Origin of the sequence: Variovorax humicola (genome assembly GCF_037889915.1) — a bacterium.
GTDB classification, from domain to species: Bacteria; Pseudomonadota; Gammaproteobacteria; order Burkholderiales; family Burkholderiaceae_C; genus Variovorax; species Variovorax humicola.
Genome location: NZ_JBBKZV010000010.1, coordinates 49,254 through 73,994 on the forward strand (window position 1 = coordinate 49,254; position 24,741 = coordinate 73,994).

The following is a 24,741-nucleotide window of genomic DNA, read 5'->3' on the forward strand; positions in this document are numbered from 1 at the left end:
CCGCTGCCCCATGTCCGATCCATCCGTCAAACATAGGCTCACGGCCATCCTCGCGGCGGATGCCGTCGGATTCTCGCGCCTGATGGCGGCCGATGACGACGCGACCGTCGCGGCGCTCGATGCGGCGCGCACCGTATTTCGGCAGCACGTCAAGGCACACCATGGGCGTGTCATCGACATGGCCGGCGACTCGGTGCTCGCGGTGTTCGAGGCGGCTACCGGCGCGGTCGACGCGGCACTGGCCGTCCAGCAAGCGCTCCGGCGCTCGGACGAAGCCATTGCGGAAGACCGGCGCATGCGCTTTCGCATCGGCGTGCACCTGGGCGATGTGGTCGAGAAGGAGGACGGCACGGTCTACGGCGATGGCGTCAATGTCGCGGCGCGGTTGCAGGCGCTGGCCGAGCCGGGCGGCATCACGGTGTCGGACGCCGTGCGCGGCGTCGTTCGGGGCCGGGTCGATGCGCGCTTCGTCGACAGGGGAGATCAGCAGCTCAAGAACATCGCCACGCCGATCCATGCATTCGCGATCGACCTCGGACAGGATCCGGGCTCGGCTGCCGTCGCCGGCCTCCAGGCGCGAGGCGACACGATCGCCCGCGAAGAGGCGCCGTCCGCCGCGCAACGCCCCCCGACGCGTCCGGCCGGCTTGTTCGTGGGCCGCCGACAGGAAATCGCACAACTCGCGAAGGCCCTCGAAGGCGCGCGGCTAGGCCGCGGCCAGATCGTGCTGCTGGCCGGTTCCGGCGGCATGGGCAAGACGCGCCTCGCGCAGGAGATGGCCGCGCGCGCCGAACAGGATGGCGTGCCGGTGCTTTGGGGGCGCTGCCTCGAAGAGCCCGGCGCGCCGCCGTACTGGCCCTGGCGCCAGTTGATCCGCAGCTACCTGCGCGGCAGCGGCGACCCGCGCCCGGTCGAGACGCTCGGCGCTGGCCTGGCCGACATCGCGAGCATCGTTCCGGAGGTGGGCGAAGCCTTCGCGCTCAAGCCATCCGGTGCCGGTGCCCAAACGGTCGATACCGCGCAGTCGCGTTTCCAGTTGTTCGACGCGGTGGCCGGCTTCTGGCGCCGTGCGGCGCGGCGCGTGTCGCTGGTGCTGATCTTCGAAGACCTGCACTGGGCCGACGCGACTTCGTTGCGCCTTTTCGCCTTCCTGGCCGCGGAGCTCGAAGACAGTGCCCTGCTGTTGATCGGCACCTACCGGGACACCGAGTTGTCGCGCCAGCATCCGCTGTTCGACACGCTCGGAGAGCTCGCCCGCTCCCCGATGTTCCGGCGCATCGAACTGGCCGGCCTGAGCGACCGCGAGACTGAGGAGTTCATCGCAGCCGCCACCGGCGAATCGGCAAGCGCCCATCTGGCCAGCGCGATCCACGCGCGCACCGAAGGGCATCCGCTGTTCCTCGAGGAGACGATGCGCTTCATGACCGAGACGCGCGCGCCGAATGCCCGCGGCGGCTCGATGGACGAAGTGCTGCAGAAGATACCCACCGGGGTGCGCGAGGTGATCGGCAAGCGCCTGAATCGGCTGACCGTGTCGGCTTCCAGGCTGCTCTCGATCGCGGCCTGCATCGGCCGTGTCTTCGAGCTGGAGCTGTTGGCTGAACTCGACACCGACAAGTCCGAGGACGAAGTGCTGGTCGCGCTCGAGGAGGCCCTGGCGGTGCGCCTGATCGAGCCGGTGCCGCAGACGCAGCAGTTCCGCTTCAGCCATGCCCTGATCCGCGAATGCATCTACGACGAAATGCTCGGCCTGCGCCGCGCGCGTCTGCACCTGCGCATCGCCGAAATGCTGGAAGCGCGATTCGGCAGCGACAACCCGACCGTGCTGCCGCAACTCGCCTACCACTTCAGCGAGGCGGGGCCCGGCGCCGCGGTCAAGGCGCTCGCGTATGCGCAGCATTCGGCCCAGCACGCGGCGCAGTTGCTCGCCTTCGAGGAGGCCGTGCGCCTCTATCGGCTCGCGCTGCACCTGCAACAGCAGCACTTCGGCAAGGACGTCCCGCAGCGCTGCGCCCTGCTGCTGAAGCTCGCCGAAGTCGAGGTGCTGCTGGGCGCCGGCGAGCCTGCACGGCTGGCCTACCAGGAGGCCGCCGACCTGGCGCGCGCCCAGGGCCTGGTCGCGCTGTTCGCGCAAGCGGCCGTGGGCTTCGAAGTCAGCAACGTCGCATCCGCGCGGTCGGGTGAGCTGTCGGTGGACTTGTTGCTGGAAGCGATCGCGCTGCACCGGACCGACGACCCGTTGCGGGTCGAACTGCTGGCGCACCTGTGCCGCGCCTACGTCTATTGCAACCGTGCGGACGATGCCAAGGAGGCGCACCGCCGCGCGGTCGCCCTCGCGCGGCGGATCGGCGACCGCAAGGGCCTGTGCCAGGCCTTGTCCTCGATTGCCGCAGGCGTGTACTGGCCCGACCAGTTGCATGAACATCTGCAGGCCGCCAACGAGGCCTGGAGCATCGCGGACAGCCTGCGGCTGCCCCGTTTCCTGCTGCAGTTGCTGCCGTACTTCCTGATGGACCTGGTCCGCGCCGGCGACGTGGCCGCGCTGGCGCGCGTGCGTGCGCAGGGCCTGCGCACGGCGGAGGAAATGGGCTCGCTGCATGACCAGGCGATCTGCAACTACGTCGAAGGCGTGATCGCCATCAACGAAGGGCGCTTTGCCGATGCCGAGGCGCAGGCGGGCAAGGCGCTGGCCATTGGACGGCGCGTCAACGAGAGCCTGGCGGTCGGCGTCTACGGCACGCAGATGTTCTGCCTGCGGCGGGAACAGGGCCGCCTGCGCGAGACGCTGCCCCTGCTGCAGCACTTCGTGCGCACCACGCCCAAGGCCCAGACCTGGGGGCCCGGCCTGGCCGTGCTGTATGCCGAGCTCGACATGCGCGCCGAATGCGAGGCGCAATTCGAAAGCCTGTCCTGGCCTCGCGCGGCGACGGCCGCCGTGGACGCCAGCACGATGACGGTGCTGATGTTCGCGGCCGAGGTGTGCGTCTACCTCGGCGACGCCACGCGCGCCGCCCTGCTGTATCCGCTGTTGAAGGGCCATGCCGGCGGCAATCTGGTGGCCGATTCGGGCGGGCCCTGCCTCGGCTCGGCGGACCGCCTGCTGGGCAGCCTGGCCGCGGTGATGCGGCAATGGGTGGTGGCCCAGCGCCACTTCGAGGCCGCGCTGGCGATGGACCTGCAGACCGGCTCGCGCGTCTGGCTCGCGCACAGCCGCTATGCGTATGCCGTGATGCTTCACGGGCGCGCGCTGGCCGGCGACATGGACCGCGCGCGCACGCTGCTCGCGCAGGCGCTGGCCGAGGCCACCGCGCTCGGCATGAACGCGATGACGCCGCGCATCACTGCGCTCGCCGACAGCATCGCCGCGCCGCCGCCTGTGTTGCCCTGCGGGCTGACCGAGCGCGAAGTCGGCGTACTGCGCCTGATGGCCATCGGCCGCAACAACCGCGAGATCGGCCAGGTCCTGCGGATCAGTCCGAACACCGTCGCCAACCACGTGCGCAGCATCCTCGAGAAGACGTACACCGCCAACCGCACCGAGGCCGCCGCGTTTGCCAGCCGCGAGGGCCTGTTGAAGGAATAGCCACCGCCTATGCGTTTTCGAAACTCATGCTGCCGGATATGGCTCGATTGATGCTTCCACGTCAGGTCATCAAAACTATAGTTTGGAGAGCCTCGATCATGGATGGATGGACAGTGTTCGCATGATGGGCGTGACTGCTCCCGCGCTACCCAACCCACCGCAGGAAAAGATTTCAAAATGACCATCAGGAAAACAATCCGAACCCTTTTGCCGACGCCCGCCCTCAGATTCATTCGAAAGGTCAGGGGCACCGATGATTCTGAAAGCTACAAAAATCTTTCGACTCAAGAGATATTTTCCAGGATCTATGAAAAGAAAGGATGGGGGGAGTCCGGCGATCCTTCGCAGCCGTTTTTTTCGGGGCCTGGGTCGCATGATGGCGCCGTCTTTTCAGACTACATTCGCTCTGTTCACGATTTCCTGGCCACTTTCGAAAAGAAGCCCGATGTCGTCGACCTGGGTTGCGGAGATTTCTTTATCGGATCAAAAATCCGGGACTTATGCAACAACTACACGGCCTGCGATATCGTCCCGGCGCTGATTGAGTTCAACAAGGAAAAATACAAGGAGCTTGCGGTCGATTTTCGGGTTCTCGATTTGAGCGTTGATGAACTTCCGAATGGCGATGTCGTGTTTGTCCGCCAGGTCTTGCAGCATCTCTCCAACGCGCAAATCATGCGGGCGGTGCCCAAGATAAAGGCGAAGTACAAATACCTCGTCCTGACGGAGCATCTGCCTGATTCAAGGAACTTCAAGCACAACCTTGACAAGCCAGCCGGCCCCGACATCCGGCGGGAAATCAAGAGCGGTGTTGTCTTGACGAGCGAACCATTCAATCTGGCGCCCCAAAGTCAACGGGAAATATGTCGGGTTTCGGAATACGGCGGAATCATCGCCACCACGGTTTACCAATTTTCCGGGTAATCAATCCAGGTGGCTTCAAATCTGAGTGCGACACCTGCGAACCGATAAGGTGACCAGATGCCAAGACCCTGCTTCCTGATCACCGCCGGCGCCATCGCTGCCCTTTGCTTGAACACCTTGTCCTTGAAAAACCAGTTCTTGCTGGCCCGAATCGGCTTGCAGCCTACTGCGATCCGCACAGCCCTTGGCAACGAACGAGGCTCCAACGAGAACACCAATGGCTGGTGCGCCAGTACTTGCCCAAGGGCACTGATCTGAGCGGCTACAGCCAGGAGCAACTCGATGCTATCGCCGATGAGAAAACAACCGCCTACCGGCGACCTTGCCTCAATTTGGCCGGATGTTCTGGTTCACGCGGAACAGGTTGTTCGGGTCGTACTGCCGCTTGATCTGCGCCAGCCGCGGGTAGTTGTCGCGGTAGGACGCGCGGATGCGCTCGTCGCCCTCGTCCATCATCATGTTCACGTAGGCGCCGCCCGCCGAGTAGGGATGCAGCGCGTCCCAGTAGTTCTTGGTCCAGGCGGTGATCTTCGGCGCGTCCTGCGGATCGGGGCTGACACCGACGATGACCTCGGCCCAGGTCGCATCGCGGTACGAAAACGGCGTGTCCGAAGCCTTGGCCCGGTGCGCCGCACCGTCGATCGGATAGAGGTGCATCGTCGACTGGCCCGTGGGCATCTGCGCGCCGAAGCGCACGTGCTCGGCAATGGCCGCATCCGACAGCTCATTGACGAAATCGGCCCGCCAGTACCACTGGTGCCCTGGCGGATAGAGTCCGTCGAACGCGCCGTTCAAGACCGGGAAGGGCATCGGCTGCACGCCATGCAGCAGCGGCGTGCCGAACTCGCGAACCGGCTTGAACACAGCGTCGGCGTTCTCCGCGGGACCGGTGTAGCACCAGATCACGCCGCACACCGGCCGGCCATGCAGCGCCTCCGGGAAGGGCGCGACCGGCGGTACGGAGGTGAAGGCAAAGAACCCGTTCAGGTCCTCGGGCGCCTTGACGATGAAGTCGCGGTACCAGCGCAGCACGGCGGCGGAATCCTCCAGTGCCCAGAAGGTCGGCCCCGCGACCACCATCGACACCGGATGCAGCCGGAACACGAACGAGGTCACCACGCCGAAGTTGCCGCCGCCGCCGCGCAGCGCCCAGTAGAGGTCGGGGTTCGTGTCGGCGTTGGCGATGACCAGCGAGCCGTCGGCCAGCACCACGTCGGCCTCCAGCAGGTTGTCGACCGAGAGCCCGCACTTGCGCGACAGGTGGCCGATGCCGCCGCCGAGCGTGAGCCCGCCGACGCCGGTGGTGCTGATGATGCCGCAGGGCGTGGCCATGCCGAAGGCGTGCGTCGCATGGTCCACGTCGCCCCAGGTGCAGCCACCTTCGACGCGCACCGTGCGCGCCTGCGCATCGACGCGGATGCCCTTGAGCCCCGACAGGTCGATGACCAGCCCGTCGTCGCAGGTGCCCAGGCCGCCGCCGTTGTGCGCGCCGCCGCGCACCGCCAGCAGGAGCGACTGCTCGCGCGCGAAGTTGACGCTGCTGATGACGTCCGCGACATCGCGGCAACGCACGATGAAGCGGGGGGTGCGGTCGATCATGGCGTTGTAGACGCGGCGCGCTTCATCGTAGTCGGCGTCGCCGGGCTGCACCATGCGACCGCGCAGCGTGGAGGAAAACTGGGCAATGGCGTCAGGGCTCAACATGGCGTATATCTCCGGTAGGTGGCGCGTCCGGTTGAACGCGAATCCACACTGCGGTTGTACGCACGAGGCCAGCGTGGCGGAATAGTCAGTTCTGACCATCCGCCATGACCAGCGGCGCCGCTGGCGCCGCAGCGCGTCAGGCCGCGGCCGCGAGCATCAGTTCAGGACGGAACTGCGACACCTCGATGATCACGTCGGCCGGCACGTTCGCGCGCCGCGCCGCCTCCCGGATCGCATCCGGGTTGGTCGCCTCGTAGAGGCAGTAGGACTTGCGCTTGTCGGCGCTCAGGAAGGAGAACAGCCAGTTCACGCCTTCCTCGCCGTTGATCTTCGAAATGGACGTGACGCCATCGACGGTGAGTTCGATTTTTTCCGCAAAATTGCGCTCGATAAGGAACAACGGCATGTGAGCCTCCGTGACGGGGGTGGAATCAACCTTTGCGCCATGGCCCCCCGCAGGCCTCCCCGGTAGGGCGTTTTCTACAGTAGCGGATGGGCTGGCATTTGGCAAATCGCCGGGGCCGCCCGCAGCCGCGGTGAAATGACCGGCAAGCGATCAGGCAGCCTAATTGAATTGAACAACAAGCGGCGGCTTCCTTTCTCCCTCCTTTGAGGTAGCAAGTCCTGGCGGCAGGCATCCGACTTAGTGGTTTTGCAGAGGTAGGTGAAACAACATGAAACCGAATGCTCATGCGATTCGCGTCCCGTGCGCACGCGTGGGTTGGAGACCTGCGTATTGCACAGGGTCCAACAGCTACACGATGCCCGTGCCCGTGAATAGAGACAGAGGCGTTTGTTTTTTCGCGGCTCAGGGGAGCAGGTTGAGCAAACGGCCGACCAACCTGGCCAGGGCGGCCAGTGCATCCCAGAGCGCGCGCAACGCGCGGAAAAATTCCATGTGCCAAGGGTACGCCACGAGCCTTGGCTGATTTGTGAACGAAAATATCTGCTCTTCGACGACACACATCTTCGCGACCGGCACCCTGCGGCACTTGCGAACAAGTAGGGAGACCATCCATGACCATGATCCGGTGCGCCCCGTCCATCGCGCATGAATAAGCCCGTCGCGATCCATCCGGACGGCGCGGGTAGTCGTCCTTCGCCCGTCCGGCTTTCGTTCGAAGAATCGTTGCGCATAGGGCCGTGGAAGCTGGCCTGGATCCTGGTCGTTCCGCTGGCCTTCTGGTTGGTGGTCGCCAAGACCATCCTCGTGATGAACGGCTTCTTCTGGGCGCCGAAGGACGACGTCGGCCTGGTGGCCATCGCGAAGTGGCTCAGCTGGTTCGTTTCGCTGCGCTACCTGTTCGCCGTCATGGTCGCCTTCGTGATCCAGCGCTGGCTGTTCAGGCGCCATCGATGGGCCATCGTGCCGATCGCGGTGCTCGTCGTGTTCGCGCTCGCATTGCTCCTGACCATGATCAAGCCGGACCAGACCATCATGGCCACGGTCGCGAAATGGTCCCAGTCCGCGTGGCAGCAGTACCGCGGCCTGGTCGCCTGCCTGTCGCGCGATGCCGTGTCGGTTGCGTGCATCGTGCTGGTCTTCGGCATCGTGATCCGCGCGACGCCGCGTGCGGCCCATGTGGCCATGGTGACGGTGCTGCAGGGCGTGGTGGTGCTGCTGTGCCTGCTGGTCGGCATCGACCTGGCCTACCAGTTCGGCACTGGGCAACCGGCGAGCACGCGGGTGCTGCTCTTTGCGCTGGAGAACGCGGAGGACATGGTGCCGATGGTGAAGTCCGAGGTCACCGGCTTCAGGCTGATGGGCCTGTTCGGCGGCGCCGTCCTCGCCTTGGTCTGGGCCTGGTACAAATACCCGGTCGTGCGTCGGCCCGAACGCATCGGACCAGGCAGCTATTCCGGCGGCGCCATCGCGATGCTGGGGTCACTGGCAATACTGCTGCCGGCGCCCCATCCGGGCTCCGCCGAAGTCACCCGCTTTTCCGAAGGGACGCTGGTGACGCTCGCCCGAACGGCCTTGCCGTCGGCGGCGCAGGACGGCGACGTGAACATCACCAGGGAGTTCAGGCGTGTCGGCCGGCCACCCTGGTTCAGCGCCGAGATGAAGCTCCAGGCCACCGACAAGACGCAACGCAGGAACGTCGTCATCGTGATGTTGGAGTCGATCCGCGCCAAGTCCAGCACGGTCAATGTGCCGACGCTGCCGACGATGCCGTTCCTCAAGAAGCTGGCCGAGGACGGGCTGATGGTGGAGGACATGAGCGCCGTTGCGCCGCGCACGGCCGCGGCATGGATTGCAATCCTGACGGGGCAGTACCCGCTGGCCAACCAGGACACCGCGCGCTGGGCCGTGCTGAACCAGAGGTTCCCGCACATCCGCTCCCTGCCCTCTGCGCTGCGCGAGGCGGGCTATGCCACGAGCTTCTTCACGCCGACGGAACTGGGCTTCCAGAGCGACCCGGAGGTCATCAAGTCGTTCAACTTCGAGTTCGTCCAGACCGAAGCCGAGTTGGCCAGGCCCGGCGAGGAATGGCCGACCTATTTCGGCATCGCGGACGAATCCATGCTGAAGCCCATCATGTCGTGGACCTCGACCCAGGTGCAGGCGAAGCGGCCGTTCTTCACGGCCGTCATGACGAACGTGGGCCACCACAGTTACCAGACGCCTTCAACCTGGAAGAAGATCCGCTTCGAAGGCGTGAGCGACCCCGTGCTGCAGTCCTACTACAACTGCCTGGCCTACATCGACAGCGTGCTGGAGCAGTTGGTGGAGGGCTACCGCCGGCTCGGCGTGCTCGACGACACGATCTTCGTGTTCGTGGGCGATCACGGCGTGATGTTCGACGAGCACAACGTCAAGCAGTCGTTCAACACGCTCTACGAAGAGGCGCTGCGCGTGCCTGCCGTGATCTATGCGCCTGGCCTGCCATTGCGCGGGATGCGGGTGAAGGGCGCGCGCCAGCAGATCGACATTCTTCCGACGATCACGGACCTGCTCGGCTACCGCATCGAGGGGGCGCAACTGCCGGGGCAATCGCTGCTCGGGCCGGTGGCCGCGGATCGCGAGCTATTCTTCACGAGCAGCATCGACTGGTCGGCACTGGCAATGCGCCGCGGCCCCCGCAAGTACATCCAGACGCTCGACGGACGGCAGCCAATCGAGATCTTCGATCTGGACCAGGACCCGGACGAACTGCGCCCGCTGGCGAACGTCGCCGAAGCCGAAATCGCGGGCGCGAAGGAGGACATGTTCGAATGGCGCGCACAGGCCGAGCTGTCGATGTTCGCGCGGCCCGACAGGGGCGCGGTGTCCACCGCGCCCTGGCTGCACAAGTAGGCCGCTGAACGCGACGGGAAGCCGGCACCGGGCGGGTGCGGTGCGCCTGGCATCACACCGGGGCCCACGTCGCGCCCCGTGCGGCGGCGTGGGTTGAATCCTCGAACGCGCACCCCGCTAGAAATCCACCAGGCTCAACCCCACGCTCAACACCGTCCGCTTGCGGTTGTAGTCCACGAGCGTGTCGCCATACCCATGGAACAGCTGCGTGTGAAAGCGCAGGTTGCTTTTCACCGGGTCGCCGATCACCTTGAACCATTCGAGCCGGATCGAGCCCTTGCCGTCGCTGCGCAAGTTGTTGCGCAGCGTGGCGGACACCGTGTTGTCGCGGTTGATTTGCCAAATGCCAGTGAGTTCGGCGCGGCCGATGTAATCCTCGATGTCGGGGTTGTCGTCGTTGGCCGCGCTCTCGTTGATGCGCTTCCAGATCCGGCCGGTCAGCTGGAAGCGGTCTTCCAGTTCGACGCCGGCCATCAGGTAGTAGCGGTTCCAGCTGCGCGACAGCGGCAGGCTCTGGCCGTTCGAGTTGTGCGCGAGGCCCAGCCCCGTGTAGCGCCAGCGCCAGCCGCCGGGCAGTGCCATGTCGGTGGGGTAGACATACATCATCTCCGGCTCATGGTCGGTGGTGCGGAACGGCCGGGAGATGGCGGCATTGAAGAGTTGCCAGGTCGACTGCTGCGAGTAGGCGAACCAGAGCGAGTCCTTCTTTTCCGGGTCGTTCCGGGTGAGCAGCCCTTCCGCCAGCTTGGTGCGCAGCGACAGCCCAATGCGCATCTCGTTGGACTGGTAGGCGATGGGCGTGCCGGTGTGGCCGGGGGACGGCGAGGTAGGCACCTTCGGCTTGCCGTCGGCCGCGGCAAAGGACACGTCGAGCGGACGGTAGCCGCGGAAGCTGAAGGTGCCGCAATCCGATCCCTTCTCGAGTTCCCAGAATCGCGACAGCGTCGAGTACTGGCGGTCGCGGCAGCCTTCTTCCGTGGCGACCGAGACGACCCGCGTGGCCGGGATGCCCGCGTCCACCGGCGGTGCCTGCGTGGTCTCCAGCACCGGCGGCGCGGGCGGCACCGCGGCGGCGGGCAAGGTCTGCTGCTGCGCCCAGCGGTCGAAGCACGCCAGGCGCGCCTCGTTGTTGGAAGCCAGCTTCTGGCATTGCTGCCAGGTGAGTTGCGATTCGGCCAGCGGGCTGGGCGGGCGCTCGGCCGGCTGCGCCAGGACCGAAGCGGCGCCCAGCGCCGCGAATAACGCGGGCAAGGCGAGGAGGGGTTTGATCATCAATTGTTCGTTGGCTTGGTGATGCCGCTCGCGGACGAGAGCTTGCGCAGCACGAAGTGCGCGCCACTCTCGTCGGAGGCTTTGCGCCATGTGCCTTCGAACACCTTGCCACAGGACGCGGACTGCACGCTGCCGGACCAGGTCGCGCTGATGGCATGGCCATCGTCCGACTGGTCGATGGTCAGCAGTCCTTCGTCATCGATGTCGCCCGCCAGTTGCGACGGGAGGCCGCCGCCTTCGCGCGCTACGGTGCCGCGCACGCCAGCGTATTCCGGGTGGCGCGCCATCTCGACGATGGCCACGCCGGGTTGGCCGTCGACGCGCAGTTCCCAGCGGCCGAACAGGGCTTCGAGCGGAAGCGATTGCGCGTCGGCCGGGCATGGATCGGCGCTGGCCGCCGGCGCAGCGCTGGGCTGCGCCCAGATGCCCGAGCTGCAAGCGAGCGCCACCGTCAGCAGCGCGGTCCATCGCAATGCCTTCATGGTGGAACGGCCGCCGCCGCGGCGGCCGTATCCGCTGCGCGCTTGGCGAATTCGGCGCGCAAGGCCTTGAGCTTCTCGCGCGGGTCTTCTTTCACTGTGGTCCTGTCGAGTGCCATCTCGGCGATGAAGCGGCTGGGGATCGCCTGCACCATCTCGCGGCCCTTCTTGCGCTTCTTGGTCCAACTCACGGCCAGGCTGCGCTGCGCGCGCGTGATGCCCACGTACATGAGGCGGCGTTCTTCCTGCAGGCGCGTCAGCGTGTCGTCGCTGATTTTTTCCTGCCGGCCGTCGTCGTCGTCGAGCTTGAACGGCAGCAGCCCCTCGGTCACGCCGATCAGCATCACGTGCGGCCATTCGAGGCCCTTGGACGCGTGCAGCGTGGACAGCGTGACCACGTTCTGGTCCTGCTGGCGCTCGCTGATGGTCGACAGCAGCGAGATGGTCTGCGCCACCTCGAGCAGGCTCTTGCGTTCGCTCACGACCGTCGCGCCGCTGGTGTCGTCGATAGTGCCGCCGGCGCGCTGCGTCATCCAGTCGACGAATTCCAGCACGTTGGTCCAGCGCGCGGCCGCGGCCTGCTCGCTGTCTTCGCCGTCGTAGAGATGCTTCTCGTAGTCGATCTCCTTCAGCCACGCCATCATGAACGCGTGCGCATCTTCCGCCCCGTAGGTCTGGCGCGCCTTGTACTCGAGCTCGTTGATGTAGCGCCCGAATTCGTGCAGCCCTTCGAGCGCGCGCTTGGACAGCACGCTCGGCAAGGATGAACTGAACAGCGCCTCGAACAGGCTGATCTTGTATTGCGTCGCGAACACGCCCAGGCTTTGCAGCGTCTGGTGGCCGATGCCGCGCTTGGGCGTGGTCACGGCGCGCAGGAAGGCCGGGTCGTCATCCTGGTTGACCCACAGACGGAACCAGCCGCACAGGTCCTTGATTTCCGCACGGTCGAAGAAACTCTGCCCGCCCGACACCTTGTACGGAATCTGGGCCTTGCGCAACGCCTGCTCGAACACGCGCGCCTGGTGATTGGCGCGGTAGAGGATCGCGAAGTCGCGAAACTCCTTGTGCGGCGAGTTCTCGCGCAGGCTCTGGATACGTGCCACCGCGCGCTCGGCCTCGTGCGCCTCGCTGTCGGCGTCGACCACCCGCACCGGCTCGCCTTCGCCGAGCTCGCTGAACAGCGTCTTCGGAAACAGTTTCGGATTGGGCCCGATCACGTTGTTGGCCGCGCGCAGGATGGCGCTGGTGCTGCGGTAGTTCTGCTCGAGCTTGATGACCTTGAGGTTCGGGAAGTCGACCGGCAGCTTCTTCAGGTTGTCGAGCGTCGCACCGCGCCAGCCGTAGATGGACTGGTCGTCGTCACCCACGGCGGTAAAGCGTCCGCGCTGGCCGACCAGGGCCTTCAGCACCTCGTACTGCGTGGCGTTGGTGTCCTGGTACTCGTCCACCAGCACGTGGCCCAACGCGGCCTGCCACTTGTCGCGAACCTCTTCGTGGTCGCGCAGCAGCTTCAGCGGCATGCCGATCAGGTCGTCGAAGTCCACGCTCTGATAGGCGACCAGGCGCTCCTCGTAGCGCGCCATGATCTTCGCGATGACGCGCTCGTTGTCGTCGGCGGCCTGCGCTTCGGCCTGCGCCGCGTTCAGGCCCATGCTCTTCCACTTGCTGATGGTCCATTGCCAGATGCGCGCGATGGCCGCATCGGTGGTGCCGCCGGCGTCCTTCAGGATCTTGGTGACGTCGTCGCTGTCGAGGATGCTGAATTGCGGCTTGAGGCCGAGCGCCTTGCCGTCCTCGCGCATCATGCGCACGCCCAGCGCGTGGAAGGTGCACACCACTACATGCTTCGCGTCGCGCCCGATCAACCCCTTGGCCCGCTCGCGCATTTCGGCGGCGGCCTTGTTGGTAAAGGTGATGGCGGCAATGCGTTTCGGCTCCATGCCGACCTGGATCAAGCGCGCGATCTTGTGCGTGATGACCCGCGTCTTGCCCGAGCCCGCACCCGCGAGCACGAGGCAGGGACCATTCAGGTAGTTGACGGCTTCCTGCTGGGCGAGGTTGAGACCGGAAGACATTCGGGGGGAGGGGGAAGCCAGACGGAAAGCGCGCAATGATACTGGCCCGGACTGCACGGGCCGGTTACATCTGGACGCTGGACGCTGGGCGCTGGGCGCTGACCGGGGCCTGGACTGGAGCTGGGGCATATTTAGTTGGCCAGCGTTTTCGCTGGAGCTTTAGCTGGGGCGCAGCAGCCGTTGTTGGAGCCGGAGCCGGAGCCCGAGCTGGAACTGGAGCAGGAGCAGGAGCAGGAGCAGGAGCAGGAGCAGGAGCAGGAGCAGGAGCAGGAGCAGGAGCAGGAGCCGAAGCCGAAGCCGAAGCCGAAGCCGAAGCCGAAGCCGAAGCCGAAGCCGAAGCCGGGCTGCGCCATCTGAACGCGGCCCATGTGCCGCCGGGCACCGGCGACAATCGCCGCCGTGTTCGACGTCTTCCTCGTCACTTTCCCCTTTTTCGCGCTGATCGCGGCTGGCTACGCGGCTGCTCGGCGCGGGGTGCTTCCACTGGAGGCCATTCCGGGGCTCAACATCTTCGTGCTGTATTTCGCGCTGCCGTGCATGCTGTATCGCTTCGGTGCGAGCACGCCGATCGCGGAACTGCTCGATGCGAGCGTCGCGCTGGCCTGGGGTTCATGTGCGTTGCTGGTGGTGGGCGCGGTCGTGATGGCGAGTCGCCGCCGCATCGGCTGGAACGATGCCGCTTTCGGCGCGCTGGTCGCGGCCTTTCCGAACACCGGCTTCATCGGCGTGCCCTTGCTGGGCGCGATCCTCGGCGCGTCGTCCGCGGGGCCGGTCATCATCGCGCTCATCTTCGACATGGTGGTCACGTCGTCACTGTGCATTGCCTTGTCGCGCCTGGACGGCACCAACGGCGCCGCTCGGGCCCTGCGCCAGGCGCTGCGCGGAATCCTCCTGAACCCGATGCCCTGGTCGATTCTGCTCGGCGCGCTGGCGTCGGCGTTGCGCTACCGGCCGCCGGGCCCGATCGACCGCACGGTGTCAATGCTGGCCGACGCCGCTTCGCCCGTGGCGCTGTTCACCATCGGCACGGTGCTGGCGCGCGGGGCGCTGCTGGCCCGAGGGCGGCGTCGCGCCGACGCGTTGCACGAGGTGCTGCCGGTGGTAGCGATCAAGCTGTTCGTGCACCCGCTGCTGATGATCGGCGTGGCACGGCTCGCCATGGCGGCCGGCTTGCCGCTCGGGAATTCAGCCATGGTCGCGCTGGTGCTCCTGGCCGCGTTGCCGAGCGCAAGCAATGTGTCGATGCTGGCGGAGCGATTCGGCGCCGACAACGGCCGCGTCGCACGCATCATCCTGTGGACCACGGTGGCGGCGTTCTTCACCTTCCCGGTGGTGGTCGGCTGGCTGCACCCGGCAGGCGCGGCGCCAAACTGAGCGGCGGCGGGCGCTTGCTTATTGCGTCAGCACGCCAAGCTTGTACGGGTCGGCATCCGACACCCGGTCGCAGCGCGACAGGTCGGTGCCCTGGTTGCCGTCGCAGTAGTAGGTGTTGTAGACCCGCCCGAAGAAGGTCGGCGTCGAGGTGAACAGCATGCCCTTGCCGGGGAGCCAGGCTTCCTTCGGCGCGGAGGCGGGGCCGGCGTCGGAGGCCGGGGCGTCGGCACTCGCACTGCTGGAGGCCGTCGAAACGGTGACCGCCTCGGCCGCGCCCGAGGCCGCGCTGGCAGTCGCAGGTGCCGCCGTGTGCCGCGCCTCATCGCCACGCCAGCCGCCGGCCAGCAATTCAGCGGGCGTCGGCCTGCGCGGCAGAGGGATCAGCAAGGCATTGACTTGCCCGCCGCGCCCGAAGCGGTGCTCCTTGCCGGCCAGGAAGGCATAGGCGCAGGCCGCCTGGCACTGGCCGCGCGCCTCGGTCAGCAGGCCCCGGTCGCGAATCACCTGCGCGTAGGCTTCTGCCACCTCGGCGCTGCCGCCGGTCGAGTTCTCGAACATCACCGTGCGCACGCGCGCATTGCTGGCGTGTCCGATGAAGGCCGGCAAGGCGCTGCCGTCAAGCATGCCCGACACGATCAGGCGACTGCCCTCGAGTTCGATCTCGGCCGCTGGAGCGGCAACGCCAACCGCCGCGAGAACCAAGGCCGGGACGATGTGTTTCGGCGATTTCAGGTGCATTTCCGACGAATTTTGAACCAATCAGACCCATCGATACTGACAGCTTGCTGAGCATCAGGCGGCAGTCAATCGATGTTTCAGAAAATTTCCTACACGCGTCGCCCCGACTTGCCGCGATAGTCCAACATCGTCCATTTGGCGAATGCCAAAGTATTCATGACGACTGTCAGAATGGCGTGAACGCACCTTGGAGAAAGATATGGCTACGCTCCTTCGCTGGTTTTTCTGCCTTGCCTGGGCCGCCGCCGCAGGCCTGCTCTGGCACGAAGGCATGCTGCGAGCGGGCTGGGCGTTGGCAATGGTCGTACCCGTCGTATTACTTTTGGCATGGCCATCATCGCGGCGCCGTCGTGGCGGCCTGCAATACGTGCAGATGGCCAAGGAACCGATCGCGGTTCAGTGAGTGAGACACCCTCGAAGCACCTGCGGCGCCTCCCCGTCAGGGGAGCGCACACGGCGACCCGGCAACGCCGGTTCCCCGCGGGTGAAATGAAACATCCCCGAAGCGCCTGCGGCGCCTCCCCCTTCAAGTCCCCTCAAGGGGGCGCACGCTGCGGCCCGGCAAAGCCGGTTCCGCGGGTGCCCATGAACAGACTGCGCCGTGCTCGTCCTGGCTTCATGCGTCGCGGGGTACGCTCCAGCGTGAGTGGAAAAACGACAGCAATAGCGGTTTTTCAGGAGCCGCCGCTCTTCATCCGCTGGTACTCGTTGCGCTTCATGGCCAGGTAGTCGGTTCGCTCGGTTTCGTGCAATTGGAGGGCATATCGCTCGGTGGCGTCGAACCAGGCACCCAGCCGCGCTTCGAGTTGCGCTGGTGCCGGCGCGTCGAGGAACGCGTCGATCGCAAGGTAGTAGCGCATCGTGTTGCGCTCCACGACACCCCGCACGCCGCCGATGTGCTTGGGCGCGCCCTTGTCGTCCTTGCCGGTAACGGTAAAGCCTTCCTTGTCGCTGCCGATCGTGCTGAGGTAGGCCTGCATGGCCAGGCGCGCGGCGGTGCCGTAGGCATACGAATAGGACAAGTGGATGAAGCTCTTGCCACTGTCGAGAGGCACGGCTTCGAGCACGATCTTGTAGTCCCGCGTCGACAGCGGACCCTCGGCCGCCGCCAGCCCCACATTCAAATAGTCGGCCGTCGCCACCACGGGTTGCCACACGAACTTGACGCGCTGCGCATCGGACAGCGGCTGGTCGAATTTGCGGCCCAGCGCGACCGACAGCGACGTGTCCGTCCCCGCTTTCGATGCAGCGCAATATTTGGTGTTCAGGTGCAGCATCAGCACGTCGCACCAACTCGGCGGCAGCTGCAACGACTGGCTCACCTCGGTGAACGGATGGTCGATCACGGCATAGATGTCGCCGGCGAGCCGGTTCGAGCTTTCCGACGACTCCAGCACCAGCGGCCGTTTGAACGGGTTGCTGGCGAGCTGTGCAGTGAGTGAATCATGTTTGCGCAGCAGCGACGCCGCATCCTGCGCGTGGGCGGCCCACGACATCACCGCAAGGCACAACAAGACGACCATCCGGCGGAATTGAGCAGGCATGGACTACATCATCGTCTTCTGCGCGCCCGGCGTCTGTAGGACAGGCATGGATCGCGCATCGGCCGCGGGCGTCCTCAGATCGCCTGAGGGTCCACGTCGATCAGCCAGCGGATCACGCCCTTGCCAACCGGCTCCCGGCGCAAGCCGTGCAGCAACGGCTGCCAGTCGGCGAGGAAGCGCTGCAGCGCGACCCTTGATCCGCTTTCGACCAGCATTTGCGCGCGCTCGACATCGGCCACGCGCTGTATCGAGAGCGGCACCGCGGGATAGCGCGCCACATGAGGGGCGTGGGGCAGCACGTCCGCGGCGGCGTTGGCTGCATTGAGGAAATCCTGTGCGACCTCCTGGAGGCGCGCATCGGCCCGTACCAGCGCCTGGAACGCGAAAGGCGGCATGCCGGCGGCACGGCGCTCGTCCAGTTGCTGCTTCGCAAAGGCAGGGTAGTCATGCTGCCTGAGCGCCTGGAAAAGCGGGTGCCGGCCGTGGTGCGTCTGGATCCACATCTCGGCCGTGCTGCCCTGCGCAGCAAGGTAGTTGGCGTCGCGTCCGGCGCGGCCTGCCGATTGCATCAACAGGCTGAACAGGCGCTCGGGCGCACGGAAGTCGCAGGAGAACAGTGCGCCGTCGGGGTTCACCGCCGCCACCAGCGTGACGCGGCGGAAGTCATGGCCCTTGGCAATCATTTGCGTGCCGACCAGCACATCCACTTCCCCGCTGTGCACCTCGGCCAACTTTCGTGCCAGCGCGCCTTGCTTGCGCGTGCTGTCGGCGTCGATGCGCGCGATGCGCACGGCGCTGCCATCGGGCCGTCGCACCGGCGCGAACAACTCGGCCAGATGCTCTTCCAGCCGCTCGGTGCCGCGGCCGACCGGTGCAATGTCGGGATTGCCGCAGGCCGGGCAGGCGCGCGGCACCCGCTCGGTGTAGCCGCAGTGGTGGCAGCGCAGCGTACGGTCGATCTTGTGGAACACGCGATAGGCGCTGCAGTGCGGGCATTCGCTCTTCCAGCCGCAATCGCCGCAGGCGAGGACCGGCGCGTAGCCGCGACGGTTCAGGAACACCATGCTCTGTTCGCCGCGTGCAATGCGTTGGCCGATGGCGTCGAGCAGCGCGGCCGACAGCACGGTTTTCGGCGGCTGCAGGTTCATGTCGACGCCGCGCACCGTGGGCAGCGCGCCGTCGCCGATACGGCCGGGCATCGCCAGCCGCACATAGCGGCCGCCGGTATCGTCGCCCTCGGCGGGGCGGCTGTGGTGCCAGCTTTCAAGCGACGGCGTGGCCGAACCCAGGATGACCTTGGCACCTTCGCGCTGGCCGCGCCACACGGCCAGGTCGCGCGCCGAATAGCGGGCGCCTTCCTGCTGCTTGTAGCTCGGGTCGTGTTCCTCGTCGACGACGATCAGCTTCAGCAAAGGCATCGAGGCGAACACCGCCATGCGCGTGCCGAGCACGATGCGCGCCTGTCCGCTGTGCGCCGCCAGCCAGCTTGCGAGGCGCTGGGGGTGGGTCATGCCGCTGTGCAGGGAGACCACGGCGCCGACGCCGAAGCGGGCCTCGAAGCGATCACGCACACGCGCCTCGAGTTGGGGCGTGAGGTTGATCTCGGGCACCATGACGAGCGCCTGCGCCTTGTCGTCGCGTGCCAGCAGGGCGGCCACTGCCCGCAGATAGACCTCGGTCTTGCCGCTGCCGGTGCTTCCGAAAAGCAGGAACGGACCGGTTTCGGCCTCGAAGCGCGCGAGCGCGGCGGATTGTTCGCCGCTGAGCGCGACCGCCTGGGCAGGGTCCGTCGCCGCTTCGTCCGGTGCAGGTACGGGCGTTGCGCGGCGTTTCAGCCGCCGTGCAAGCTGCTGGCTCGTGAGGTCGCGCAGCTGCGGCGGCAGCGCCGCCAGCGCGACTTCGCCGAGCGAGCGCTGGTAGTAGCGCGCTGCAAAGGCCACCAGGTCGCGCCAGCCGGAGTCCAGCGGCGGCAGAGCGTCGAGCACGCCGGCAACGGTCTTCAATTCGAGCGCGCTGTCATCGGCCGAACGCTCCGCGCAGGCCCAGACCACTCCCAGGACTTCGCGCCGCCCCAACGGTACCCGCACCAAAGCGCCGGGCGCCATCGGCACGGTGCTTGCGTAAGTCAAAAGGTCTCCCAGCGCACTGTGTGCTGGGGTCTGGACTGCAACTTCGAGGCGCCAACAAGGTTGCAAAGTGTTGCAACCATGCAAGCTTGGAGGAGGAGAAACCCCAGGGAGGGAATCTCTGGAGACTGTCGTCATGACGGTATGTCCAGCGCTGGGCGATTCTTAAAGAAGGTTGGAGCAAAACGAGTTAAGTCGTTGATTCTTCTGCGCTTTGCGCCGTGTCCAACGATTGTGTGGATAACTTTGTTGATATCCCCCCTCGACACTCTCCAAACCCACGTAAATCAAGGCTTTCACTGGAATGCCCGCAAAAAAAGCAAAACGCAATGTCTATACAAATCAACAACTTACGCGTGCTATCGCTTTGGTAGCAAGGTACTACACGGAGGCGACATTTCCGGGCCCCGCAAGACATCTTTTGTGCATAAGTCTCTCACCGTCGCCGAAAATGGCTTGACAAACGCAAATGTTCCGCACGAGTCATTTACATTGAGACACAAGAGCTGGTTGCGCTACCGTCTCGACGCACGCGATTGACCCTGAACCGCGGCCACCAGCGCCGCGACGTGGTCGGGCGGCGTGAACTGGCTGATGCCGTGGCCGAGATTGAAGATGTGTGTGGGCCCGGTGGTGGTGCGATCAGTGTGCGGCTTGCCGAAATCCTGCAGGACCTTTCTCACCGCTTCCTCGATTCGGGCTGGCGGCGCGAACAGCACGTTCGGGTCGATATTGCCCTGCAGCGCCTTCGCGCCGGCGCCGCCTTCGCCCACGATCGCGCGTGCGCGAGCCAGGTTCACGGTCCAGTCGAGGCCAAGCACTTCGCAATCGAGTCCGCGCATGGTGTCGAGCCACAGGCCACCGCCCTTGGTGAAGACGATGCGTGGTACCGGCTGGCCATCGGCACCGTCGCGCTTCAGTTGTGCGAGCACCCGGGCCGTGTAGGCGAGGCTGAATTCCTGGAATGCGCCGTCCGCCAGCACGCCGCCCCAACTGTCGAAAACCATCACGGCCTGCGCACCGGCGTCGATCTGCGCGTTGAGGTAGGCCGCCACCGCATCGGCGTTGACCGCGAGCAGCTTGTGCATGAGGTCGGGGCGGCTGTACATCAGTGTCTTGACCAGCCGGTAGTCGCTCGAGCCCGCGCCTTCGACCATGTAGCAGGCCAGCGTCCACGGGCTGCCGGAAAAGCCGATAAGGGGCACGCGGCCATCGAGTGCGCGGCGGATCGATGTGACGGCGTCGAACACGTACCTGAGCTTGTCCAGGTCTGGCGACGCGAGCGCCGCAATGGCGGCTTCGTCACGCACCGGACGTGCAAAGCGCGGGCCTTCGCCGGCTTCGAACGAGAGGCCGAGGCCCATCGCATCGGGCACCGTCAGGATGTCCGAGAAGAGGATCGCGGCGTCCAGCGGAAAGCGCTCCAGCGGCTGCAGCGTGACCTCGGTGGCGTAGTCGACATTGGTCGCCAGCCCCATGAAGCTGCCCGCCTTGGCGCGCGTAGCCAGGTATTCCGGAAGGTAGCGTCCGGCCTGGCGCATGAGCCAGACGGGGGTGTGGTCAGTGGCCTGACGCCAGCAGGCGCGCAGGAAGGTGTCGTTTTGCAGGGGGGCGAAAGGCATGGCCCCATTGTCGCTGCCGGGGCAAGGGTGCGAATTCAGGGCGCTTCGGTTCAGCCGGGACGACGCCGAGCGCGCGACACGAGGAAGCTCAGGTCTTGTACTTCACCGAGCACCCGTACGCCCGCGTCGCCGCAGCCGAAATCGGCTTTCCGCCATAGGCCTCGCCGAGCGCCTGGTTCACGTAGTTGGTCGCGCGCGAGATATCGTCCTGGCGCGACGACGCGATGCTGTCGATGCCGCCCGCATAGACGAGCACGCCGTTGGGGTCGATGATGAACAGGTGCGGCGTCGTGCGCGCGCCGTAGGCTTGGCCGATCACGCCGTCTTCGTCCATCAACACGGCGGTCGGGGCTGCGCCCTGGTTCTTCATCCAGCCATCGAGCGCGGCCGGTTTCAGGTAGTCGCTGGAGGCGCGCTCGGTGGAGTTGACGGCGAGCCAGACGGCGCCCTTGGCCGTCGCCGCCTTTTGCGTGGCCGGCATGTTGCCGCTGCCGTAATGCTTGCGAACGAACGGGCAGCCCGGGTTGGTCCATTCCAGCACCACGAACTTGCCGGCGAAATCCGAAAGCCGATGCTGTTTGCCGGTCGTGTCGACCGCGACGAAATCGGGGGCCAACTGGCCGACGGACGGGGCCGCGTGGGCGCCGGTGCCCATCAGGAACGTGGCGCCGAGCGCCACGGCTGCAGCCATGATGGCGCGGCGGGAAGCGCGGTCGAGGGCGGCGCGGGCTTGCCGGGCGGCGCGTACCGAGCGCGAGGAAATGGAGCTTGGAGGGGATGACATAGTCTGCAGGTCTCCCTATCAAAAATGAACACCGGCCGCAGCTTAGGACGTTTTTCTCATGTGAATGTGACAACCCGTAGCCGGTCGGGGTGATGGGCGAAGGTTGACGCCGCCGCCCAATCGGCTAGAGCGTCGCCAACGCCGCACGGACCTCGTCCTTGCCGAGGATTTCCGTCAGCACCAACGGGGGCTTGCCGGGCGCCTGAAGCACATACACAGGGACGCCATTGCGGCCCAGCGCGGCCAGCGCGGCGGTGATCGCCGGGTCGCGCCGCGTCCAGTCGGCGCGCAGCATCGCCACCTTGCGGGCGTCGAACTCCGCCAGCAAGCCGGCATCGGCAAGCGTGCTCTTGTTGTACTGGCAGGTGACACACCAGGCGGCCGTGAAATCGATGAACACCGGTTGCCCGCCGCCGTTCAATTCGTTGACGCGTTCACTCGACCACTTCTGCCAGCGGGCCGGCTCGCCTGACGCAGACGCGGCGGAAGCCAGCGTTGCCGGTTCGACGGGTTGCAGCACGTTGTGGCCGATCGCGCGTGTCAGCAGGGCGCTGATCGCGATCAAGAGCGTGAGGACGACAGTGCGCGTGCGACCTTTGAGCGTGACGGCCCACACCACGGCGGCGAGGCACACCAGCAGCGCGAGCAAGGCGCCGGCGCCGTCGATGCCGCTCTGCTGGCCGAGCACCCAGACCAGCCAGGCGACGGTCGCGAACATCGGGAAGGCGAGCAGGCGGCGCAGCGTCTGCATCCACGCGCCAGGCCTCGGCAGCAGCGTCGCGACCGCGGGCACGAAGGCGGCCAGCAAGTAAGGCAGCGCAAGGCCGAACCCCAGTGCCGCGAACAGCAGCAACGCTTGCGCGGCCGGCAACGCGATCGCCAGGCCGAGCGATGCGCCCATGAACGGTGCGCTGCAGGGCGATGCGATCACCACGGCGAGCACGCCCGAGAGAAAGTCGTTGGCCACCGGATGCTTCGCTTCGGCGGACCGGATGCGGGACGGCGCCATGGGGCCGAACTCGAACACGCCCGCGAGATTAAGTCCGATCACGGTGAACAGCGCGGCCAGCGCAGCCACCACCGCGGGCGACTGGAGCTGGAAGCCCCAGCCGAGTTGGGATCCGGCCGCGCGCAGGGCGAGCATCACCCCGCCCAGTGCCAGTACCGACACCAGGACGCCGGCTGTGTACGCGAGTCCGGCGGCGCGATGCGCACTGCGGTCGCCGGCCTGGCGGGCGAAGCCCAGCACCTTGATGGCCAGCACCGGGAATACGCAGGGCATGAGGTTCAGCAACAAGCCGCCGAGCAGCGCGCCAGCCAGCGCGATCCAGAAGTTGGCCGAAGCCGGCGCGACCGGCGCCACCGGGGCGGCCGGCGTTGCGGCGACGGCACCGGGCCCATTCGCGGTGTTGGCGTTCAAGGCGGCCTGCAGGGCCGGAGACACCTGGGCGCGCGATGCCTTGGCCGGCCAGGTGCCTGCCACGGGTGCCTCCGCGCGCCACGCGACCGGCTGGCCGGCCTGCCGGTCTGCCTCGGCCAGCGCCACGACCACGGGCATGTCGGCCGGGCTGGCGCTGCGCTGTTCGGCCAGAGGTACCGTCGCGGTCCAGGCGTCGCCTTGCCAGGCTTGCGTCCAATCCTTGCCGGACACGGCGGCGGTATGGATCACGTCCGTCGTCTCGGGGAAGAACTCCAGCGTCTTGCCGTGCGCCGCACGGGGCAGGCCTTCGATCCGGATCCTCAACGTGTTGCCGTCTACTTCAATGGTGCCGGGCTTGTCGAGCGCCACTGGCTCGGCTGCCTGCGCGGCATCGAACTCGGCCTTGTGCAGTGCGGTCGATCCCTGCACCGGCAGCGAGAGCGCGAACTCGCCCTCTTCGGGAATGCATTCCTTGCGGCAGACCAGCCAGGACGCTTTGAGCTTGATGTCGGCGCTGGCCACGCCGGTCAACGATGTCGGCGGCTTGAAATCCGGTGCGACGGCGACCGGCACCGGCAGCACCACGGTGCCTTCATAGCCATAGTTGGCCAGCGTGCCGACTGGAATCTTCTTCGGCACCGGCCAGGCGATGTCGCCTGCGGCCAGGCCGGCCGGCAACGTGAACGCCATCTCGGTCGGCAGCCCGGAATCGCCGGCGTTCTTCCAATAAGTGTGCCATTCGGGCTGGTGCGTGATCAGCAGCCCCACTCGGACCGCGGCGCCGGGCGCTACGCCCTGCGGCGCCAGCGCGACCAGTTCGGCGCGCACATGCGGGGTGGTGACCACGGAACTGACCTTGGGTGCCAGTTGGGCGGCGGCCGGCTGGGCGGCCACGAAAGACGCTGTCAGGAGCGCTGTGAGGGAGAGGCGGGAAAGGATCATGCGATCAATGGGAGCCGGGCGGGGCAGGCAAGTTCCTGTTCAGGCCCAGCCGAGCACCACGCGGCGGCTGTTGGCGCTTTTTTTCTCGATCCTGGTGACGACGACCGCGCCGATCTCGGCGGTGTTCGCAACGTGGGTGCCACCGCAAGGCTGGAAGTCGATCTGCTCGGCGCCGCCGATGCGGATGGTGCGCACCAGGCCGGTGCCGCGCGGCGGCTGCACGCTCATGCTCTTGACCAGCGCCGGGTTGGCGTCGAGCTCTTCATCGGTGATGGCGCCGACCACCAGCGGATGCGCCGCGCCAACCAGTCGGGCGAGACCGGCGGTCAGCGCATCCTTGTCGAGCGGGTCGGTCATGTGGAAGTCGAGGCGCGCATATTCGGGCGTGATCGAGCAGCCGTTCACCGGTTGCGTCACGAGGTGGCACAGCAGGTGCGTTGCCGTGTGGAAGCGCATGAGCTTGTGGCGGCGCGTCCAGTCGATGCGGGCGGTGAGCGCGTCGCCGGGCGTCAGTGCGGCGAGAAGGTCGGCCTGGCTGGGCTCGGGCACGTGGGCGATTTCGTCGGTCGGCTTGCCGTCGGCGTCCTTCGCCTTGCGCGTGTCCGCGATGGCAAGCGTGCGGCCATCGGCCAGGACAAGGGCGCCGCTGTCGCCGGCCTGCCCGCCACCGAGCGGATAGAACACGGTACGGTCCAGCACGATGCCGGATTCATCGATGCGCAGGATGCGCGCTTCGCACTCGCGCAGGTAGGCATCGGTGCGGAACAGGTCGTCGGTCATGCGCTCGATGGTAGCGGCGCTGCCGTATCGGGGTGTGACCACGCCGGAATGCGCCTGCGGCCGACAGCTTCATCGG

General features: G+C 66.5%; 18 protein-coding genes and 1 pseudogene. 7 read left to right on the forward strand and 12 right to left on the reverse strand.

The window, feature by feature from the left end:
- Nucleotides 1–10 precede the first annotated feature (10 nt).
- The 3 genes and pseudogenes from WKW80_RS17565 to WKW80_RS37335 form a co-directional block, all read left to right on the forward strand.
- Nucleotides 11–3,583: a helix-turn-helix transcriptional regulator gene (locus tag WKW80_RS17565; protein WP_340364863.1), complete on the forward strand. Its 3,573-nt coding sequence runs from the start codon at nucleotides 11–13 to the stop codon at nucleotides 3,581–3,583.
- Between the two features lie 177 nt (nucleotides 3,584–3,760).
- On the forward strand, nucleotides 3,761–4,507 hold the full coding sequence (locus tag WKW80_RS17570) for a class I SAM-dependent methyltransferase (RefSeq protein WP_340364864.1): 747 nt from the start codon (nucleotides 3,761–3,763) through the stop codon (nucleotides 4,505–4,507).
- Between the two features lie 164 nt (nucleotides 4,508–4,671).
- Nucleotides 4,672–4,896: pseudogene (locus WKW80_RS37335) on the forward strand (hypothetical protein); the annotation flags it as partial.
- On the opposite strand, the gene WKW80_RS17580 reads toward WKW80_RS37335, so the two are convergent.
- Both WKW80_RS17580 and WKW80_RS17585 read right to left on the reverse strand, forming a co-directional pair.
- Nucleotides 4,835–6,211, reverse strand: a complete 1,377-nt coding sequence (locus WKW80_RS17580; RefSeq protein ID WP_340364865.1) for an FAD-binding oxidoreductase — start codon at nucleotides 6,209–6,211, stop codon at nucleotides 4,835–4,837. The pseudogene WKW80_RS37335 and the gene WKW80_RS17580 overlap by 62 nt on opposite strands.
- 136 nt (nucleotides 6,212–6,347) lie before the next feature.
- A complete protein-coding gene (locus WKW80_RS17585) occupies nucleotides 6,348–6,617 on the reverse strand; it encodes a DUF4242 domain-containing protein (protein WP_340364866.1) in 270 nt (89 codons plus the stop codon).
- A 645-nt stretch (nucleotides 6,618–7,262) separates the two neighbouring features.
- On the opposite strand from WKW80_RS17585, the gene WKW80_RS17590 reads away from it, so the two are divergent.
- Entirely contained in the window at nucleotides 7,263–9,509 is a 2,247-nt protein-coding gene (locus tag WKW80_RS17590) for an LTA synthase family protein (protein WP_340364867.1), read from the forward strand.
- A gap of 117 nt (nucleotides 9,510–9,626) precedes the next feature.
- On the opposite strand, the gene WKW80_RS17595 is transcribed toward WKW80_RS17590, so the two are convergent.
- From WKW80_RS17595 to WKW80_RS17605, 3 genes are read right to left on the reverse strand one after another with little or no spacing between them, the layout of a single operon-like run.
- Nucleotides 9,627–10,781, reverse strand: a complete 1,155-nt coding sequence (locus WKW80_RS17595; RefSeq protein ID WP_340364868.1) for a phospholipase A — start codon at nucleotides 10,779–10,781, stop codon at nucleotides 9,627–9,629.
- Nucleotides 10,781–11,263 (reverse strand): hypothetical protein, encoded by a 483-nt coding sequence (locus tag WKW80_RS17600; RefSeq protein ID WP_340364869.1) that lies wholly within the window; start codon nucleotides 11,261–11,263, stop codon nucleotides 10,781–10,783. Before WKW80_RS17600 ends, WKW80_RS17595 begins: the two co-directional genes overlap by 1 nt.
- Nucleotides 11,260–13,335 carry an ATP-dependent helicase gene (locus WKW80_RS17605; RefSeq protein WP_340364870.1) on the reverse strand — a complete coding sequence of 692 codons (2,076 nt, stop codon included), beginning with the start codon at nucleotides 13,333–13,335 and terminating at the stop codon, nucleotides 11,260–11,262. Before WKW80_RS17605 ends, WKW80_RS17600 begins: the two co-directional genes overlap by 4 nt.
- A 135-nt stretch (nucleotides 13,336–13,470) precedes the next feature.
- Here WKW80_RS17605 and WKW80_RS17610 point away from each other — a divergent pair, with 135 nt between their 5' ends.
- Together WKW80_RS17610 and WKW80_RS17615 are read left to right on the forward strand one after the other, a co-directional pair.
- Entirely contained in the window at nucleotides 13,471–13,692 is a 222-nt protein-coding gene (locus WKW80_RS17610; protein WP_340364871.1) for a hypothetical protein, read from the forward strand.
- A gap of 42 nt (nucleotides 13,693–13,734) precedes the next feature.
- Nucleotides 13,735–14,709, forward strand: a complete 975-nt coding sequence (locus WKW80_RS17615; RefSeq protein ID WP_340364872.1) for an AEC family transporter — start codon at nucleotides 13,735–13,737, stop codon at nucleotides 14,707–14,709.
- A gap of 18 nt (nucleotides 14,710–14,727) precedes the next feature.
- Here the strand turns inward: WKW80_RS17615 and WKW80_RS17620 are convergent, their stop codons facing one another.
- The gene (locus WKW80_RS17620; RefSeq protein WP_340364873.1) at nucleotides 14,728–15,447 is read right to left on the reverse strand and encodes a hypothetical protein; all 720 of its coding nucleotides are present in this window, start codon (nucleotides 15,445–15,447) and stop codon (nucleotides 14,728–14,730) included.
- Between the two features lie 199 nt (nucleotides 15,448–15,646).
- On the opposite strand from WKW80_RS17620, the gene WKW80_RS17625 reads away from it, so the two are divergent.
- Nucleotides 15,647–15,850, forward strand: coding sequence for a hypothetical protein (locus WKW80_RS17625; RefSeq protein WP_340364874.1), 204 nt, complete (start codon nucleotides 15,647–15,649; stop codon nucleotides 15,848–15,850).
- Nucleotides 15,851–16,121: 271 nt separating this feature from the next.
- On the opposite strand, the gene WKW80_RS17630 is transcribed toward WKW80_RS17625, so the two are convergent.
- The 6 genes from WKW80_RS17630 to WKW80_RS17655 all read right to left on the reverse strand — a co-directional run bounded on the left by WKW80_RS17630 (nucleotide 16,122) and on the right by WKW80_RS17655 (nucleotide 24,665).
- The gene (locus tag WKW80_RS17630) at nucleotides 16,122–16,991 is read right to left on the reverse strand and encodes a hypothetical protein (protein WP_340364875.1); all 870 of its coding nucleotides are present in this window, start codon (nucleotides 16,989–16,991) and stop codon (nucleotides 16,122–16,124) included.
- A 74-nt stretch (nucleotides 16,992–17,065) separates the two neighbouring features.
- Complete coding sequence (priA, locus tag WKW80_RS17635) at nucleotides 17,066–19,255, reverse strand: replication restart helicase PriA (protein ID WP_340364876.1); 2,190 nt, start codon at nucleotides 19,253–19,255, stop codon at nucleotides 17,066–17,068.
- Between the two features lie 377 nt (nucleotides 19,256–19,632).
- The gene (gene hemE, locus WKW80_RS17640) at nucleotides 19,633–20,739 is read right to left on the reverse strand and encodes a uroporphyrinogen decarboxylase (RefSeq protein WP_340364877.1); all 1,107 of its coding nucleotides are present in this window, start codon (nucleotides 20,737–20,739) and stop codon (nucleotides 19,633–19,635) included.
- Between the two features lie 88 nt (nucleotides 20,740–20,827).
- The gene (locus WKW80_RS17645; RefSeq protein ID WP_340364878.1) at nucleotides 20,828–21,523 is read right to left on the reverse strand and encodes a redoxin domain-containing protein; all 696 of its coding nucleotides are present in this window, start codon (nucleotides 21,521–21,523) and stop codon (nucleotides 20,828–20,830) included.
- A gap of 124 nt (nucleotides 21,524–21,647) precedes the next feature.
- Nucleotides 21,648–23,885, reverse strand: coding sequence for a protein-disulfide reductase DsbD family protein (locus WKW80_RS17650; protein ID WP_340364879.1), 2,238 nt, complete (start codon nucleotides 23,883–23,885; stop codon nucleotides 21,648–21,650).
- Between the two features lie 39 nt (nucleotides 23,886–23,924).
- Nucleotides 23,925–24,665 carry an alanyl-tRNA editing protein gene (locus tag WKW80_RS17655; protein ID WP_340364982.1) on the reverse strand — a complete coding sequence of 247 codons (741 nt, stop codon included), beginning with the start codon at nucleotides 24,663–24,665 and terminating at the stop codon, nucleotides 23,925–23,927.
- Between the last annotated feature and the right edge of the window lie 76 nt (nucleotides 24,666–24,741).

What these genes read in the sequence shown, in the direction of transcription:
- WKW80_RS17565 (WP_340364863.1), top strand. Translation starts at nt 11, where the DNA reads ATGTCCGATCCATCCGTCAAACATAGGCTCACGGCCATCCTCGCGGCG.
- WKW80_RS17570 (WP_340364864.1), top strand. Translation starts at nt 3,761, where the DNA reads ATGACCATCAGGAAAACAATCCGAACCCTTTTGCCGACGCCCGCCCTC.
- WKW80_RS17580 (WP_340364865.1), bottom strand. Translation starts at nt 6,211, where the DNA reads ATGTTGAGCCCTGACGCCATTGCCCAGTTTTCCTCCACGCTGCGCGGT.
- WKW80_RS17585 (WP_340364866.1), bottom strand. Translation starts at nt 6,617, where the DNA reads ATGCCGTTGTTCCTTATCGAGCGCAATTTTGCGGAAAAAATCGAACTC.
- WKW80_RS17590 (WP_340364867.1), top strand. Translation starts at nt 7,263, where the DNA reads ATGAATAAGCCCGTCGCGATCCATCCGGACGGCGCGGGTAGTCGTCCT.
- WKW80_RS17595 (WP_340364868.1), bottom strand. Translation starts at nt 10,781, where the DNA reads ATGATCAAACCCCTCCTCGCCTTGCCCGCGTTATTCGCGGCGCTGGGC.
- WKW80_RS17600 (WP_340364869.1), bottom strand. Translation starts at nt 11,263, where the DNA reads ATGAAGGCATTGCGATGGACCGCGCTGCTGACGGTGGCGCTCGCTTGC.
- WKW80_RS17605 (WP_340364870.1), bottom strand. Translation starts at nt 13,335, where the DNA reads ATGTCTTCCGGTCTCAACCTCGCCCAGCAGGAAGCCGTCAACTACCTG.
- WKW80_RS17620 (WP_340364873.1), bottom strand. Translation starts at nt 15,447, where the DNA reads ATGCACCTGAAATCGCCGAAACACATCGTCCCGGCCTTGGTTCTCGCG.
- WKW80_RS17625 (WP_340364874.1), top strand. Translation starts at nt 15,647, where the DNA reads ATGGCTACGCTCCTTCGCTGGTTTTTCTGCCTTGCCTGGGCCGCCGCC.
- WKW80_RS17630 (WP_340364875.1), bottom strand. Translation starts at nt 16,991, where the DNA reads ATGCCTGCTCAATTCCGCCGGATGGTCGTCTTGTTGTGCCTTGCGGTG.
- priA (WP_340364876.1), bottom strand. Translation starts at nt 19,255, where the DNA reads ATGACGACAGTCTCCAGAGATTCCCTCCCTGGGGTTTCTCCTCCTCCA.
- hemE (WP_340364877.1), bottom strand. Translation starts at nt 20,739, where the DNA reads ATGCCTTTCGCCCCCCTGCAAAACGACACCTTCCTGCGCGCCTGCTGG.
- WKW80_RS17645 (WP_340364878.1), bottom strand. Translation starts at nt 21,523, where the DNA reads ATGTCATCCCCTCCAAGCTCCATTTCCTCGCGCTCGGTACGCGCCGCC.
- WKW80_RS17650 (WP_340364879.1), bottom strand. Translation starts at nt 23,885, where the DNA reads ATGATCCTTTCCCGCCTCTCCCTCACAGCGCTCCTGACAGCGTCTTTC.
- WKW80_RS17655 (WP_340364982.1), bottom strand. Translation starts at nt 24,665, where the DNA reads ATGACCGACGACCTGTTCCGCACCGATGCCTACCTGCGCGAGTGCGAA.